This is a genomic window from Amycolatopsis panacis (assembly GCF_003600245.1).
Lineage (GTDB): Bacteria > Actinomycetota > Actinomycetes > Mycobacteriales > Pseudonocardiaceae > Amycolatopsis > Amycolatopsis sulphurea.
Genome location: NZ_QZFV01000061.1, coordinates 71004 through 84483 on the forward strand (window position 1 = coordinate 71004; position 13480 = coordinate 84483).

At 69.3% G+C, this 13480-nt stretch carries 15 protein-coding genes and 1 CRISPR repeat array; of the genes, 8 read left to right on the forward strand and 7 right to left on the reverse strand.

Translation table 11 applies throughout. The features are described from left to right. The first annotated feature begins 8 nt into the window (after positions 1 to 8). From D5S19_RS05335 to D5S19_RS05350, 4 genes are read left to right on the forward strand one after another with little or no spacing between them, the layout of a single operon-like run. Positions 9 to 1148, forward strand: coding sequence for an acyl-CoA dehydrogenase family protein (locus tag D5S19_RS05335; RefSeq protein ID WP_120022196.1), 1140 nt, complete (start codon positions 9 to 11; stop codon positions 1146 to 1148). Continuing rightward, entirely contained in the window at positions 1145 to 2182 is a 1038-nt protein-coding gene (locus tag D5S19_RS05340) for an enoyl-CoA hydratase/isomerase family protein (protein WP_120022197.1), read from the forward strand. Before D5S19_RS05335 ends, D5S19_RS05340 begins: the two co-directional genes overlap by 4 nt. Then, a complete protein-coding gene (mmsB, locus tag D5S19_RS05345) occupies positions 2179 to 3057 on the forward strand; it encodes a 3-hydroxyisobutyrate dehydrogenase (protein WP_120022198.1) in 879 nt (292 codons plus the stop codon). Before D5S19_RS05340 ends, mmsB begins: the two co-directional genes overlap by 4 nt. Then, positions 3054 to 3821, forward strand: coding sequence for an enoyl-CoA hydratase (locus tag D5S19_RS05350; RefSeq protein WP_120022199.1), 768 nt, complete (start codon positions 3054 to 3056; stop codon positions 3819 to 3821). Before mmsB ends, D5S19_RS05350 begins: the two co-directional genes overlap by 4 nt. 290 nt (positions 3822 to 4111) lie before the next feature. Here the strand turns inward: D5S19_RS05350 and D5S19_RS05355 are convergent, their stop codons facing one another. After that, positions 4112 to 4345, reverse strand: a complete 234-nt coding sequence (locus tag D5S19_RS05355) for a hypothetical protein (RefSeq protein ID WP_120022200.1) — start codon at positions 4343 to 4345, stop codon at positions 4112 to 4114. Positions 4346 to 4508: 163 nt separating this feature from the next. Then, positions 4509 to 5296: a CRISPR direct-repeat array (repeat unit 28 nt; unit sequence GGACCACCCCCGCTCGCGCGGGGAAGAC). Positions 5297 to 5314: 18 nt separating this feature from the next. Next, positions 5315 to 6166 carry an AraC family transcriptional regulator gene (locus D5S19_RS05360; protein ID WP_325050222.1) on the reverse strand — a complete coding sequence of 284 codons (852 nt, stop codon included), beginning with the start codon at positions 6164 to 6166 and terminating at the stop codon, positions 5315 to 5317. 214 nt (positions 6167 to 6380) lie between these two features. On the opposite strand from D5S19_RS05360, the gene D5S19_RS05365 reads away from it, so the two are divergent. The 4 genes from D5S19_RS05365 (at position 6381) to D5S19_RS05380 (ending at position 9180) form a co-directional block, all read left to right on the forward strand. Beyond that, positions 6381 to 7424 carry an acyl-CoA dehydrogenase family protein gene (locus D5S19_RS05365; RefSeq protein WP_120022201.1) on the forward strand — a complete coding sequence of 348 codons (1044 nt, stop codon included), beginning with the start codon at positions 6381 to 6383 and terminating at the stop codon, positions 7422 to 7424. Positions 7425 to 7433: 9 nt separating this feature from the next. Further along, positions 7434 to 8234 carry a methyltransferase gene (locus D5S19_RS05370; RefSeq protein WP_120022202.1) on the forward strand — a complete coding sequence of 267 codons (801 nt, stop codon included), beginning with the start codon at positions 7434 to 7436 and terminating at the stop codon, positions 8232 to 8234. 373 nt (positions 8235 to 8607) lie between these two features. Then, on the forward strand, positions 8608 to 8829 hold the full coding sequence (locus tag D5S19_RS05375) for a ribbon-helix-helix domain-containing protein (protein WP_120022203.1): 222 nt from the start codon (positions 8608 to 8610) through the stop codon (positions 8827 to 8829). A 3-nt stretch (positions 8830 to 8832) separates the two neighbouring features. Further along, positions 8833 to 9180 (forward strand): type II toxin-antitoxin system PemK/MazF family toxin, encoded by a 348-nt coding sequence (locus D5S19_RS05380; RefSeq protein WP_120022204.1) that lies wholly within the window; start codon positions 8833 to 8835, stop codon positions 9178 to 9180. A gap of 457 nt (positions 9181 to 9637) precedes the next feature. On the opposite strand, the gene cas2e is transcribed toward D5S19_RS05380, so the two are convergent. The 5 genes from cas2e to cas7e are packed head-to-tail and all read right to left on the reverse strand — an operon-like array spanning position 9638 to position 13460. Next, the gene (gene cas2e, locus D5S19_RS05385; RefSeq protein WP_120022205.1) at positions 9638 to 10006 is read right to left on the reverse strand and encodes a type I-E CRISPR-associated endoribonuclease Cas2e; all 369 of its coding nucleotides are present in this window, start codon (positions 10004 to 10006) and stop codon (positions 9638 to 9640) included. Next, positions 10003 to 10923 (reverse strand): type I-E CRISPR-associated endonuclease Cas1e, encoded by a 921-nt coding sequence (gene cas1e, locus D5S19_RS05390; protein ID WP_233573729.1) that lies wholly within the window; start codon positions 10921 to 10923, stop codon positions 10003 to 10005. The genes cas2e and cas1e overlap by 4 nt, the downstream gene beginning before the upstream one ends. A gap of 37 nt (positions 10924 to 10960) precedes the next feature. Further along, a complete protein-coding gene (gene cas6e, locus D5S19_RS05395; RefSeq protein ID WP_120022207.1) occupies positions 10961 to 11623 on the reverse strand; it encodes a type I-E CRISPR-associated protein Cas6/Cse3/CasE in 663 nt (220 codons plus the stop codon). Beyond that, positions 11623 to 12345: a type I-E CRISPR-associated protein Cas5/CasD gene (gene cas5e, locus D5S19_RS05400; RefSeq protein WP_120022208.1), complete on the reverse strand. Its 723-nt coding sequence runs from the start codon at positions 12343 to 12345 to the stop codon at positions 11623 to 11625. The genes cas6e and cas5e overlap by 1 nt, the downstream gene beginning before the upstream one ends. Beyond that, positions 12342 to 13460 carry a type I-E CRISPR-associated protein Cas7/Cse4/CasC gene (gene cas7e / locus D5S19_RS05405; protein ID WP_120022209.1) on the reverse strand — a complete coding sequence of 373 codons (1119 nt, stop codon included), beginning with the start codon at positions 13458 to 13460 and terminating at the stop codon, positions 12342 to 12344. Before cas7e ends, cas5e begins: the two co-directional genes overlap by 4 nt. Positions 13461 to 13480: the final 20 nt, after the last annotated feature.

Consider the following 13480-nt stretch of genomic DNA (forward strand, 5'->3'; position numbering starts at 1 on the left):
GGCCCGCCATGCATCTCACCGACGAACAGCGCGCGGTACGCCGGACGGCGGCGGAGTTCGCCGCCGAGCACCTGGCCCCGCACGCGGTGGACTGGGACCGGAACCGGCATTTCCCGGTCGACGTGCTGCGCAAGGCGGCACAGCTCGGATTCGGCGGCCTGTACCTGCCCGAGGACGTCGGCGGCTCCGAGCTGGGCCGGTTCGACGGCGTGCTCGCCTTCGAGGCGCTGGCGACCGGCTGCCCGTCGATCGCCGCCTACATCTCGATCCACAACATGGTCACCGCGATGATCGACCGCTTCGGTGATACCGCGCAACGGCATCGGTACCTGCCCCGGATGTCCACAATGGAGGCTCTGGGCAGCTACTGCCTGACCGAGCCGGGCGCGGGTTCGGACGCGGCCGCGCTCACCACGAAGGCCCGCCGCGACGGCAGCGAGTACGTGCTGGACGGGGTCAAGCAGTTCATCTCCGGCGCGGGAACGGCCGAGGTGTACGTGGTGCTGGCGCGTACCGGCGGCTCGGGTGCGCGCGGCATCTCCGCGTTCATCGTGGAGCGGGACACCCCCGGGCTTTCCTTCGGCCCCAACGAAAGCAAGATGGGCTGGCACGCGCAGCCAACTCGGCAGGTGATCCTGGAGGGGGTACGGGTCCCGGAGGGCGCGTTGCTCGGCGAAGCCGGGGGCGGGTTCCGGGTCGCGATGGCGGCGCTGGACGGCGGGCGGCTGAACATCGCCGCGTGCTCGCTCGGCGGGGCGAAGACCGCGCTGGACAAGGCGGTTCGGCACCTCACCGAACGCAAAGCCTTCGGCAGCCCGCTTTCCGAGGCCCAGGCGCTGCAGTTCCGGCTCGCCGACATGCGTACCGAGCTGGAAGCGGCGCGGACGCTTTTGTGGCGCGCGGCCGACGCCTATGACCACGGCGATCCGGAGGCGACCCCGTTGTCCGCGATGGCGAAGCGGTTCTGTACCGACACCGGGTTCGCCGTCGCGAACGAGGCGCTCCAGCTGCACGGGGGCTACGGCTACCTCACCGAATACGGCGTGGAGAAGATCGTGCGCGATCTGCGCGTGCACCAGATCCTGGAAGGGACCAACGAAATCATGCGGGTCATCATTTCCCGCCGGATGCTGCAGGAGGCCTCGTGAGTGAAGTCGGGTTCATCGTCCACAGCGGACTCGGCCGGATCACGCTGAACCGTCCGCGCGCGCTCAACGCGCTGAACCACGAGATGGTCCGCGCCATCACCGCGCAGTTGCAGTCCTGGCAGGACGACGCCGGTGTCCGCGCGGTGCTGGTCGAGGGCGCCGGCGAGCGCGGCCTGTGCGCGGGCGGGGACATCCGGTCGATTTACGAGGACGCCAAGGCCGGCGGCACGGACTCGCTGGAGTTCTGGGCCGACGAGTACCGGATGAACGCGCTGATCGGCCGGTACCCGAAGCCGTACCTGGCGATCATGGACGGGATCGTGATGGGCGGCGGGGTCGGCGTCTCCGCGCACGGCAGCCACCGGGTGGTCACCGACCGGACCCGGCTGGCCATGCCGGAGGCCGGGATCGGTTTCGTGCCCGACGTCGGCGGCACCTATCTGCTCTCGCGCGCACCCGGCGAGCTGGGCACGCACGTGGCGCTGACCGCAGGCAGCGTCAGCGGGGCGGACGCGATCCACTGTGGACTCGCCGACCACTACGTCCCGGCGGCCCGCCTCCCGGACCTGTTCGACGCACTGGCCACCCGGACCCCGGACAGGGCGCTCGAACTCGTTGCGGAACCACCGCCGCCGAGCGCGCTTGCCGGGGCGCGGGAGTGGATCGACCACTGCTACGCGGCCGGGACCGTGGAGGAGATCCTCGTCCGGTTGCGGGACAGCGGGGAGTCCGCGGTGGCCGCGGCCAAGGAGATCGAAGGCAAGTCGCCGACCTCGCTGAAGGTGACGCTGCGGGCGTTGCGCGAGGCCGCGCGGCTGCCGGACCTGCCGAGTGTGCTGAAGCAGGAGTACCGGATCGCGCACCGCGCATTCCGTTCTGCCGATTTCGCCGAGGGGGTGCGGGCGCAGATCATCGACAAGGACCGTTCGCCGCGCTGGTCCCCGGCCACTCTCGCGGAGGTGGGCGACGACCTCGTCGCCGCGTACTTCGAAGACCTGGGCAACGACGAACTGACCGCGGTGATGCCGCGATGACCGTCGCGTTTCTGGGGCTGGGCAACATGGGCGGCCCGATGGCCGCGAACCTGGTGGCCGCCGGGGAACAGGTGACCGGCTACGACCCGGTGGCCGAGGCCGCCGCCACGGCGGGCGAACGCGGCGTCACGGTGGTCTCCTCTCCGGCGGCCGCGGCCGCCGGAGCGTCGGTGGTGATCACCATGCTGCCCAGCGGGAAGCACGTCCTCGACCTGTACCGCGAGATCGTGCCCGCCGCCGCGCCGGGCACCCTGTTCCTGGACTGCTCGACGATCGAGGTCGCCGACGCGCGAGCGGCCGCCGAGCTGGCTGAACAGGCAGGGCACCTGGCCGTCGACGCCCCGGTCTCCGGTGGCGTGGTGGGAGCCCAGGCGGGCACGCTCACGTTCATGATCGGCGGCCGGCCCGCCGCATATGGCGCGGCCGAGCCCTATCTGCGCCACCTCGGCTCCCGGTTCGTCCACTGTGGAGAGTCCGGGGCCGGGCAGGCGGCGAAGATCTGCAACAACCTGATCCTCGGCGTCTCGATGGTCGCGGTCAGCGAGGCGTTCGCGCTGGGGCAGCGGCTCGGGCTGACCGACCAGGCGTTGTTCGACGTCGCCTCCACCGCGTCCGGCCAGTGCTGGGCGCTGACCACCAACTGTCCGGTACCCGGCCCGGTGCCTGGCAGCCCCGCGAACCGGGACTATCAGGGCGGGTTCGCCAGCGGCCTGATGCTCAAGGACCTGCGCCTGGCGCAGGCCGCCGCGGAGGCCACCGGCGCGGACACCGCACTGGCCCGGCACGCCACCGAGCTGTACGCCGGGTTCGTCGCCGAGGACGGCCCGGCCCGGGACTTCTCCGCCATCGTCACCACACTCCGGGAGCATGGATGACCATTACCGTCGAACACCCCGCGCCGCGGGTCGCGCTGATCACGCTGAACCGGCCGCAGGCGCTCAACGCGCTGAACCTGGAGACCATGCGCGAACTGACCACCGCGGCCGCCGAGCTGGACCGCTCCGCCGAGGTCGGCGCGATCGTGCTCACCGGCTCGGACCGGGCGTTCGCGGCCGGTGCCGACATCAAGGAAATGGCCTCGCGCACGTTCAGCGAGATGCACGCCGAGGACTGGTTCGCCGGCTGGGACGCGCTGACCCGCGTCCGCACTCCGCTGATCGCCGCCGTCGCCGGCCACGCCCTCGGCGGCGGCTGCGAACTGGCGATGATGTGCGATCTGCTGATCGCCGCCGAGTCCGCCCGCTTCGGCCAGCCCGAGATCACCCTCGGCGTCATCCCCGGCATGGGCGGCTCGCAACGCCTGACCCGCGCGATCGGCAAGGCGAAGGCGATGGACCTGATCCTCACCGGCCGCACCATGCGCGCGGACGAGGCGGAGCGCTGTGGCCTGGTGTCGCGGGTTATCCCGAACGAGCAACTGCGCGCCGAAGCGATCGAGGTGGCCGCGAAGATCGCTTCGATGTCCCTCGTCGCGGCGCGGACTGCCAAGGAGGCGGTCAACCGTTCCTTCGAGAGCAGTCTGGCCGAGGGGGTGTTGTTCGAGCGGCGGGTGTTTCACGCGCTGTTCGCTACGGAGGATCAGAAGGAGGGGATGGCGGCGTTTGCGGAGAAGCGGAAGCCGGATTTCCGGCACTGCTGATCTGGTCTGCCCCTGGCGCGCCGCCGCTCCGCTCGGCTTCCGTGCGGGGTGCCACGGCTGTGAAGGGAACCTTCACGGACGCTGAGGCTGTGAAGGTTCCCTTCACAGCCGATGAAGGCTCGGTGCGTTGGCGGGTCGCGGGGTTGGCGGCGGGCTCGGGTGCCTCGGCTGGGTCCACCCGGGTCGTGATGCGCCGCTCTCGCAGGAAGGCGACCGGGTCCGGCGGCTGGGGTCGGGATCAGCTCCGCTCGTGCGGGGAAGACTGAAGGCCCCTTGATCGTTTTGGCAGGTCAGCCGTCTGTTTTGCCGTTGCGCAGGATCGTGAGGATTTCGCTCAGCTGGATCTGCATGGCGTCCTGGGTGGTCTTGATCGCTTTGAGCTGGTCGGTGTGCTGGGTGAGGACTCGTTCGATGCGGTCTAGTCGTTGGCTGTGTCCGGCCTGGACGTCGCTGATGTGGCCGACGACGACGTCGATGTGCTGGATGTAGCCGACCTGGTCGCGTTCGATCTCGGCTCGGGTCACTGGTGCTCTCCGTTCTGCTGCCGTTGATTCTGGCCTGCGCTCTTAAGGTGCTGATCGGCAGGCTCAGGCGGCAGACCATTGTGTGTCGGTCAGCGACCTTGCGCGTTCGTCGATCAGGTGCATCCGTGCGTTCCATTCGACCGGTTCGGTGTGCTCGATTTGTGGACCACCCCCGCTCACACGGGGAAGAATACCGGGAACGGGGCAGCCCTTCGCGCCGGAGCTGGACTACCCCCGCTCGCGCGGGGAAGGCGTCGCCTTCAGGGACCCCCGTTCTGGAGGTGACGGACCACCTGCATGAGTACCTGCCACGGGACCACCCCCGCTCGCGCGGGGAAGACGGGTCCAGGCCCGGCTGGGACATGAACGGCCAGGGACCACCCCCGCTCGCGCGGGGAAGACGGGAACATCTCCCACTGCGCCGCCTCCACCACGGGACCACCCCCGCTCGCGCGGGGAAGACCGTGAATCCGGCAACCTGGACCTGCTCGCCGAGCGGACCACCCCCGCTCGCGCGGGGAAGACTCGCGGGCGAGGGCGACATCCTCGTGCATGCGGGGACCACCCCCGCTCGCGCGGGGAAGACATTCACTTTCGTCAAGGAGTCTCATGAAGCTCCGGACCACCCCCGCTCGCGCCGGGAAGACAGTGCGGCGAGGAGATGCCGTGCCCGACGCGCGGGACCACCCCCGCTCGCGCGGGGAAGACCGACTTGGCCGAGACGTTCTTGGTCGCGGATGGGGACCACCCCGCTCGCGCGGGGAAGACCTTGTCGCCGACTCCGGCCAGGCGCAGCAGTACGGACCACCCCCGCTCGCGCGGGGAAGACCACGTGCAGCTCGATCACGCAGTCCGCGAGGGGGGACCACCCCCGCTCGCGCGGGGAAGACCCAGCGGTCATTGCGCGCAGCGACACGTAGTTGGGACCACCCCCGCTCGCGCGGGGAAGACCCTTCTTGACCTGCAAGTTTACCCTCGCCGTGCCCAGTTTTGCTTCACTTTGCATCCCCGCCCCGCACGAACCGGGCAACGCCGCCCCACCCACAGCCACCCCACCGAAGCCACCTCCCCGGCAGTCCGCCGAAACCGCCCGGGAGCCACCCCGTAATGCCGCCGGAACGCCCCGGAGAACGCGAACTCCGTGGAGTACCCGACCTGCCGGGCGATCGTCGCCAAGGGTGCGTCGGTTTCGCGGAGCAGGCGGGCGCCGCGGCCGAGCCGCCAGCCGGTGAGGTAGCTCATCGGCGGCTGGCCGACCTGGGCGGTGAACCGCCGGGTGAACGCGGTCCGCGGCAGCCCGGCGATCTCGCTGAGCCCTGCCACGTTCCACGGGTGCTGCGGGTGCTCGTGGATCCGGCGCAGTGCGGCGGCGATTCCCGGATCGTCGGTGGCGGGCAGGCCGCCGTCCTGGTCGTGCCACAGCCGCAGGACCTGGACCAGGATCAGGTCGAGCAGGGACCGCACCGTCGCGCCTCGGCCCGGCAGCGCCCGGCTTGCCTCCGCCTTGAGCAGCTCGATCAGCGCCCGCATCTCGGGGTAGCGGTCGTAGTCCGGCGACACCACGATGAGGTCCGGCAGCGCGCGGAGGTACTGCGGGACCGGGCCGTGCTGGAGCCGGTAGGCACCGCAGAGGAACTCGAATTCGCACGGTCCCGGCTCGGGCGGGAACCCGCCCATCTCCATTTCGGGCAGTTCGGCGAGCGGGCGCGAGGTCGTGGCGAGCCCGTGCGGCGCCCCGGCCGAGGTGAGCACGATGTCTCCGGGACGCAGCAGCACCGGGTCGCGGTCCGGGTTGATCAGCCAGCAGGTGCCGCCGAGCAGGACGTGGAACCCGCTGCCCGAGAACTCGGGAACCGGACCCCACGCGGGTTGACCTGCCGGATCAGGCGGCTCCCGTCACTGCCGACCCGGACCATGCGGATGACCTCGCTCAGCATGTCCATTCAACCAGTGTAATGATCGCCCGCACAGTCCCGTATGGATCGGGGCCGCGCACGCATGGCCGCCCGGTCCCGTCCGTGCTGAACTGGGGCGCATGATCGATGACACGACCAGTGCGGTCCTCCGGGCGAGCGCCGACAAGACCGAGCAGAGTGGTCGTCCGGCCGCGGAAAGCCTGGAGGCCTTGCGCCGAGGTGGTTTCCTCGCGCTGCGGACGCCGCGGGAGCGCGGCGGCTCCTGGTCCGGCACGGAAGCCGCCGCGCGGTGCCTGACCGATCTCGGCCGGGTGTGCCCATCCACCGCCTGGGTGGCCGGGACGTGCCTCACCTCGAAGAACGGCGCCGTCACCTGCGGGCTCGGGACAGCCGAGGTCTTCGCCGATCCGCACGCGCTGTGGTGCGGTTCGGGCTCGCCGACGGGACGAGGGGAGCGGGTCGACGGCGGAGTGCGGGTCCGTGGCCGCTGGCGGATGGTGTCCGGCTGTGAGGACGCCGTGTGGGCGATGCTGGGGTTGATGGTGGGCGAGGTGTTCTCACTGGCTGTGATCCCAGTGGCCGACCTCGCTGTCGAACGGACGTGGGACGTCGCCGGCATGCGCGGAACGGGCAGCCACACCCTGGTCGCCGACGACGTGGTGGTGCCAGACGGCCGCATCACGCCGATGTCGCCGTTCACGGCCAACGATTTGGTGCTGTACGCAATGACGGTGCTCGCCCCGTGCGTCGGCGCCGCACTCGGCGCGCTGGATGTGACCCGCGAGATGTTCCAGTCGGACCGTAAGCCGTTCCCGAGCGCCTACTCACGGATGGGTGAGTCACCGGGCGCCCGGCAATGGCTGGCCGAGGCGACCCGCCTGGTGCACCGCGCCGAGGCCTCGATGCTCGAAGCGGCCCGTGAGGCCGACTCGGCCGAGTTGACCGAGGACGACGGCATCCGCCTGCGCCTGATCGTCGCCGAGTCTGCCCGTGACTGCCGTTCCACAGTGGAGCGGATGCTGGACCTCAACGGCGCCAGCGGTTTCGCCGTGACCAACCCGCTGCAGCGCTACTGGCGCGACGTCGCTGTCGGCACCCGGCATCCGCACCTGAACCCGTACCTCGCTATGGAGCGCTACGGCGCCGTGCTGACTCGCTGTTGACGTGGCCGGATGGCTGACGACACCTGGGCAGGCCTGGCCGACCGTTTCGCGGACGAAGCCTATGCCTCGGTCAAGGGCTATGTGCGCACCTACGTCATCCACCACCAGCTCCTCTCGCACCTGCCGTCGCCGCCCGCCGCGCTCCTCGACGTCGGCGGCGGCGCAGGACACCAGTCGTTTCCCCTGGCCGAGGCCGGGTACGAGGTCACCCTGCTGGATCCGTCGCCGGCGATGCTCGACAAGGCCCGGCAGCGGCTCGCCCAGCTCCCCGCCGAGACCCAGCGCCGAATCCGGTTCGTCGAGGTGAGCGGCGAACAGGCAGCCGAAGCCGTCGACGGCCGCCGTTTCGCCGCCGTCCTATGCCACGGCGTGCTCGGCTACCTGGACGAGCCGGGTCCGGTGCTCGACCAGCTGTGTCTGTGCACTGTGGACGGTGGCGTGGTCTCGATCATGGCGGGCAACGCCACCGCGGCCGCGTTACGCCCGGCGATGCAGCAGCGATGGGCGGACGCCCTCGCGTCTTTCGACGCTCGGCACGAGATCGGCGTACTCGGCTTGCCTACTCGCGCCGACACTGTCGAGGAACTCAGCGGACAGCTGCTGGAACGGGGCGTCGAACCGCAGGAATGGTACGGCGTCTGGCATCTCGTCGACTGGCTCGATCTCGGTGGCGTCACTCTCGACCCTGCCGACCGTGACAACCTGACCGCTGCAGCGGCTGTCGAACTCGAGGCCGGGCGGCGGGATCCGTACCGGGGGCTGAGCCGGATCTTCCATCTTGTCGGGAGGAAGGTGGGGGATCGGTTCTGAGGCTTGGGTTTTGGTCGCCTGTCACCGCCGCGGAGCGCATTCGGCTGCGGTGGAGACGTGTGAACCATGCTACTGAGCTATCGATGGCAGGCGAGGCGGTCGGTGACTATCGGTGAATGAGGTGCTACTGGACGACTCGTGCTCGCGTCGGGACGACAGACCGGAGCAGCGCGACCCGCGAGTCGGCGAGGGGCCGCCTCGCTCGCGCGGGGGACGACGCGCTCTACGGCGCTGGCCAGGTCACCGGATCGTTCGGCTGGCTGCGGGACGGGGGCAGCACGGCATGGCGCGCGCCGGGGAGAACTGACCACGTCGAGCGCGTCTTGACCGGGAGGGTGCTACCAGCGGTACTACCTGAGGTAGGATGGGTGGTATGAAGGTGAGTGTGAGCTTGCCGGAGGAGGATCTCCGGTTTCTGGATGAGTACGCGGCAGAGCAGGGAATCGAGTCGCGGTCGGCGGCGCTGCATGCGGCGGTGGAGGTGTTGCGCGCCGGGCAGCTCGGTGGCGCGTACGAGGACGCATGGGGGTCCTGGGACACGTCGGGCGAGGCTGATGCGTGGGACGCGATCGTCGGCGACGGCCTGGAGGCGTGATCCGTGCGACGCGGTGAAATCCGGTTGGTGAACCTGGACCCGGCGCGGGGTTCAGAGGCCAACAAGACCCGACCTGCGGTGATCGTCAGCAACGACACGGCGAATGCGACGGCCGAGCGGCTCGGGCGGGGCGTGGTGACGGTCGTCCCAGTGACGTCCAATGTGGACAGGGTGTATCCGTTTCAAGTGCTGTTGCCTGCGGACGGCACGGGGCTACATCGCGATTCCAAGGCACAGGCGGAGCAGGTCCGGACGGTGGCGGTCGAGCGGATCGGCCGCCGTTGCGGACGGCTCGACGCCGACCGGATCCGCAAGCTGGATACGGCTTTGCGGCTGCACCTCGGACTGTGAGCCGGGACCGGGTTCGCCGCGTACCCGGGGCAAGCCGGGCGAATGACGCCGCCCGATGGCCGTGCAAATGACCTCGGGGACTATCCCCCGCTCGCGCGGGGACGACCTCTTCGGGTCAATCAGCAGGTTGCTCGCATCGGGACCACCCCCGCTCGCGCGGGGACGACACCCGGATCGCGTGGTACTTCCGATTGCCCGACGGACCACCCCCGCTCGCGCGGGGACGACGGCCCCTTTACCGGTTCCCGTTAAAGGATACGAGGACCACCCCCGCTCGCGCGGGGACGACCAGGCCATGCACGGCAGCGCAAACGCGATGACCGGACCACCCCCGCTCGCGCGGGGACCACACTTGTTGACCTGCGAGTTTACCCACGAGATCCCCAGTTTTGCTTCACTTTGCTTCGATCCTCTTCGCTGAGTCCTACCCGCGGGTGCCGCCCCTGGGTCGGGTCGGTCAGCGCCGCCCGTAGCGGCGGAGGCGTCCGGTGGTGCTCCAGCTCCGCGTAGGCGCGGCGCCAGGAGCGGTGTCGGATGCACTATCGGTCGGCAGTGGGGTGGGGCGGAGCATGAGCTGGATGCCGTCATAGTCAGTCGGGTGCCAAGTGTGGTTGTGGACATGAAAATCCATGCCTTGTTCGTTGTCCGCGTGAAACACCATGATGGCCCGGCCGTTCTTGACCATCTCGATGACCCGGTTCCACAAGAGTTCATGGACGAGGGTGGTGATGGTGCCGATGAATACGCCGGGCGAGATTTCGAGGAGCCAGCGGGTGAGGTGTCCGCGGAGGCCGACGGGGCAGGCGGCGATGACGAGGACGGTCACAGATCCTCGTCTCGGTCGTCGTCGTTGGTTCCGGCGGCGACGGCGTTGCCGCGGTCGTCCCAGAGCATGACGACGTTGCTGGGGTCGTCGAAGGCTTCGGGGCCGTATTCGACCTCCTCCTTGTCGTCCAGGAGGGTTTTGATGTCCTGGACGCAGGTGTCGAGGAGGGTGGTGGCGCGAATGTGGTCGCGGACGGCGCGGCGGGTTTCGGTCCCGATGTCGGCAACGTCGCGGGCCGCGACGTCGAAGGCGATGGGGATGGTGGTGTCGGCCTTGTAGAGGTCGGCGATGTCGTAGACGAACGATTTGGCGTGTCCAGTGTGGACGAAGCCGAGTCCGGGGGAGCAGCCGAGGGCGACAATGACGGAGTGGACGGCGCCATAGAGGCTGGTGTTGGCTGCGGAGAGGGCTTGGTTGACCGGTGTGCCGGAGTCGAAATCGGCGGTGTCGTAGTCACGGCGTTCCCACGTAATGCCGGTGCGTTTGGCGTGCTGATGGTACAGGCGGCGCACGCGGGCGCCTTCTCGGCCGCGGAGTTGCTGCATGGTGAGGACGTCGATGTTCTCGCCAGGGAAGCGCATGGCGTACATCTCACGTGCGACTCGCAGCCGGCTGCGACGGTTGGTGACGAGGGCGGCTTGTCGTTGCAGCAAGTGGGTGGAGTTGGCGAGGGACCGGCCGTGGGCGTAGTAGCGCACGCCGTGTTCGCCGACCCAGACGGCGGTGGCACCGCTTTCGGCGAGTAGCACCATGGCTTGCTGGCTGACGGTGGTACCGGGTCCGAGCAGTAGCGCGCCGAGCGTGGCGGCGGGGATGTGGACGGTACCGCGTTTGTCCGTGGCGGTGATGGCGTTGTCGTCGCGGTGGATGACGCTGTGTTCGAGATAGAGGAACGACAGCCGGTCTTGTGCGCGCACGAGGTACGAGAGGGGTACTGGTGGTGCGCCTGGGATGTCAGGCATGGCGAATGGGGGCGAGGGTGAGCAGCCCGCAGCCGTAGGCTTTGGCGGGGCCGATTCCCTCGGTGAGGGCGGTGCGCAGCGCATCGGGGTCGGTGATGCGGAGGTGGCCTTCGTAAGTGGCGGTGGTGAGGGTGACGGTGCGGCCTTGCCGGGCGAAGGCGAGATTGTCACGGCTGCGGATGGCGACGTCGGGTTCTTTGTGTTCGCCCACGGGGATCGTGAAGCCAAGGCGTTCGGCGCGGGTGAGCAGCCACGCGGTCTGCTGGGCGACGGTGACGTGGCCGAAGCGTTGCGAGCGAGGGGAATCGGGAGCTTTGCGGCGGCTGGCGGTGGGGTTGGCCGTAAGCCGGAACGCCCACTGCTGACCGATGTCGAGGCGGTCGAGCAGAGGCTGGTAGTCGCGGGTGTCCCAGGTGGCGTCAGTGGCGGGCCAGCCGGCTTGCTCGACGAGATGAGTGAGGTCAGGGCGGTGCGGGCTGACAATGAACAGCGCGGCGCGGTGTTCGGCGCGGTCGACCCGCCACAGCACGCGTCCGGTTCCGTCTGCGATCGGTGGGAACGAGGCCAGAACGGCGGCGTGGAGCTTCTGAGGGGAAGCCAGGAGCGCGCGGGAGTCGCGTCGAGCGGTATTGATATCGAATCGGGTGAGGTGCATCAAGCGATTCCTTCGAAGGCCGCCATCGGGTCGTGCGAGTCGGCGGCACCAGCGCGGACGGCAGGCTGGTAGACGGGGTTGGGAATGGTGACGTGTCCGATGTGGATGGTGCGCCAGCCGTACCGGCGATGCTGAGGGTCGAAGCTGATGGGATCGTCCTGTACGAGTTCGGCGCCGTCAGTGCCGGGGGCGCAGTCGGTGACGATGTCGAGGTCGACGGTGGGACGACGGTGGCTCTTCTGCACCCACGGTGAGGCCAGCCACCGGTGTTGCGCCAGCAGTTCGGTGGTGGACTGCTGATGAATGCCGTACAGGAGTTCCCCCGCGGGCGGGCAGGAGCGGCGTCCGAGGTAGAGGGGGAACACGGGTCTACGCAGCGCCTGCTGCACACCTTCGAGCAGTGCGTGTTCGCCCTCGATGGCGACGGCGAACACTGCATCGGCCAGGTAGAAGCGGTAGGACAGCGGCATGGAGGTGGCGCCGTCCCGGCTGCGGGCGGTGTGGAAGTCGCGTTCGAGCTGGCCGGGCTGGTCGATGCGGACACCGACGCGCAGGTCGAGCAGTTCTTCCAGGGGGTCGGTCCGGCGGCGTCCCTGGGCGGCGGCGAGCAGGCCGAGAATCCCGCTGCGGCTGGGGGCGCGGTCGGTGTTGCGCCGCACGAACCGGCTGGTGGTGCCCCAGGACTGCAGCGGGGCCCCCAAGCGCAGCAAGAGGGTGCTCACTGTCCCAGCCGTTCGCCGACCAGCGCTCCGAGGGCCGTGATCGCGGGCTCGAAGGTGGTGCGCTGCGCGAGCCCGGTCAACGGGGCGATCTTGTCCCCGACACCGAACACCCATGCGGCGACGGGCTGTTCATCGAAGGCAGTGTGCAGTTCACGGGCGTGCCCCACGAGCTTCGCGATGGCGGTCGCGATGCGGCCGGCGGTGTTCTCGACGGCTTCCTCGAAAGCGCCGACGAGGTTGATCGGCTGGGTCCGGCGGGCCACGATCAGCACGGCGTCGGGAAGTGTGCGGTTGGCGAAGGTGTTCTGCTTGCCAGTGGGCATGCTGGCCACGAACGCGCGAGTGAACGCTTCCACCGCACGGGTCGTGGCGGCGTCGTCGCCGAGATTGTCACGCAGCCGGTCGACGTCGATCGTGGCGTAACGGTAAAGAGTGGAGGAGTTGAACTCGACAGTGCCGATCATTCCGGCGCCGGCGTCCTCCTCGTCGTCCTTGTCCTTGTGGTCGTCCACAGCGGTGAAGTAGTCGTACTCGGTCTCCACCGCGTGCACGCTCAGGGCGTGTGCGACCTGGCAGGCGGCGTCGACGTTGAGGTCGGTGGCGTCGGCGACCATCCGCCCGAACAATGCCACGTCCACCGAGTGCTCCCGATCTGCGCGGGCGCGGGCAGTGGCCTTGTCGATGGCGGGTTTGCCCTCGGCCTGCCCGGCTTCGACGGCGAGTTCGGCCAAGCCGGTGATCTGGCGTGCGGAAAGGAACAACAGGAACTGCGACTCGTTCGCCGCACCCTTCTTGCGGGGCGCGACGATCTTGATCCCGGCGGCGAGGAGCACGGCTTCGGCCAGTTCCGCGGCGCGGTCGGCGAGTGCGGTGTCCTGGCGGGTGATCTCCTCGGCGAGCAGTTCGACGACCTGTTTGGTGCGCACACCGAGTTCACTGGGGTCGAGCAGTTCGTCGAACGCATTGCGGGTGGCGCGTTTCCACGCCTGGCTCGACACTCGAGCGCGCCGACGTCCGCCGTAGACGGCGGTTTTCGGACTGCCGTTGTCGTCGCGGTTGAGATTACTCGGCGGAACGGTCTGGATGACGTGGATGTCGACGATGGTGCGCGCCATAATGCAATTCCTTTGCGGCA

What these genes read in the sequence shown, in the direction of transcription:
- D5S19_RS05365 (WP_120022201.1), top strand. Translation starts at nt 6,381, where the DNA reads ATGATCGATGACACGACCAGTGCGGTCCTCCGGGCGAGCGCCGACAAG.
- D5S19_RS05370 (WP_120022202.1), top strand. Translation starts at nt 7,434, where the DNA reads ATGGCTGACGACACCTGGGCAGGCCTGGCCGACCGTTTCGCGGACGAA.
- D5S19_RS05335 (WP_120022196.1), top strand. Translation starts at nt 9, where the DNA reads ATGCATCTCACCGACGAACAGCGCGCGGTACGCCGGACGGCGGCGGAG.
- mmsB (WP_120022198.1), top strand. Translation starts at nt 2,179, where the DNA reads ATGACCGTCGCGTTTCTGGGGCTGGGCAACATGGGCGGCCCGATGGCC.
- cas6e (WP_120022207.1), bottom strand. Translation starts at nt 11,623, where the DNA reads ATGCACCTCACCCGATTCGATATCAATACCGCTCGACGCGACTCCCGC.
- cas7e (WP_120022209.1), bottom strand. Translation starts at nt 13,460, where the DNA reads ATGGCGCGCACCATCGTCGACATCCACGTCATCCAGACCGTTCCGCCG.
- D5S19_RS05350 (WP_120022199.1), top strand. Translation starts at nt 3,054, where the DNA reads ATGACCATTACCGTCGAACACCCCGCGCCGCGGGTCGCGCTGATCACG.
- D5S19_RS05375 (WP_120022203.1), top strand. Translation starts at nt 8,608, where the DNA reads ATGAAGGTGAGTGTGAGCTTGCCGGAGGAGGATCTCCGGTTTCTGGAT.